The sequence below is a fragment of the Azonexus sp. genome, from assembly GCF_036170495.1.
In the GTDB taxonomy this organism is placed as follows: Bacteria; Pseudomonadota; Gammaproteobacteria; order Burkholderiales; family Rhodocyclaceae; genus Azonexus.
Genome location: NZ_JAVHPH010000125.1, coordinates 1 through 1,068, shown reverse-complemented (window position 1 = coordinate 1,068; position 1,068 = coordinate 1). Strand labels below are relative to the sequence as shown.

At 61.6% G+C, this 1,068-nt stretch carries 2 pseudogenes; both read left to right on the top strand.

Annotated features, from left to right (window positions below):
• Positions 1-680, top strand: a pseudogene (locus ADADOO_RS03900) (response regulator); the annotation flags it as partial.
• 129 nt (positions 681-809) lie between these two features.
• Positions 810-1,068: pseudogene (locus ADADOO_RS03895) on the top strand (hypothetical protein); the annotation flags it as partial.

Sequence of the window (1,068 nt, the reverse complement as noted above, 5' to 3'; positions counted from 1 at the left end):
AAATTGTCGCCGACATGAAGCGCGAATGGCGCGGCGACAAGCAGGCCGAACTGGCCGCACTGGTCTCCGAAAGCCTCTGCCTGAACAGCGAAGGCTCGGCTGACAAAGCTCAGCATCTGGTCGATCAGGCGCTGGCCTTGCAGAAAACGATCAGCGAAGAGGCGGCCGAGAAGGGCAAGCCTGTCTCGCAGCGGCTCGCGGTTGATCTGGCCCACGCCTGTTACGCCACCGGCAAGGAAGGCGAGGCGACAAAAATCATGCGCCAGGTGGCGGCCGAAAACCACGAGGACAAAAATCTTATCGACCACATTAGCAGCGTCTTTGAAAAAACCGGCCAGCCCGATGCCGGCAAGGCGATGCTCGACCAGGTTGGCAAGGAAATCGTCGAACTCAATAACAAGGGCGTCCTGGCGGCGCGCAGCGGCGACCTCGAAGGCGCCGTCCAGTTGCTGATCCAGGCCGTCGAGCAGGTCCCCAACTTGCAATTCCTGGTCAACGCCGCCAAGGCCATTTATGCGTTGATGGACAAGAAGGGCTGGGACGAAGGGCTGGCGGCCAGGGCGCTCGACTACCTGCAACGCGCCCAGCGCAAGGACCGCAAGAGCCCCAAGGTGGCCTCGGCCCGCGAACTGTACGTCACGGTCGCCAAGAAATACGGCATTGCGACCGACAACACCTGAGCCATCAGGGCGGCAACATTTTGAAACCATTTAGTTGCCGCGCTGACGCATCCTTTCTCGTGCTGGCGCGTTGATTACACAGCGGCCTGCCTTTTCGTGCCGGCGGCGCTTTTCCTTCGGGAGCTTACGATGCTGCAATCCCTACAAAAAATCCTGCTCGCGCTGACCCTGACCGTTGCCTTGCCGGCTCTGGCACAAAGCGATCCGCCGGCCCGCGTCGGACGTCTGGGCTATATTGAAAATCAGGTCGAATTTCGGGTTGACCGTAGCGATCAGGGCGGGCCGGCGACGCTCAACTGGCCGATCAGCAGCGGTGCTGTCCTGGAAACCGGGCAGCGCGGCCGGGCCGAAGTGTGGATCGGCTCCACGGCCTATCGACTGGCCGACG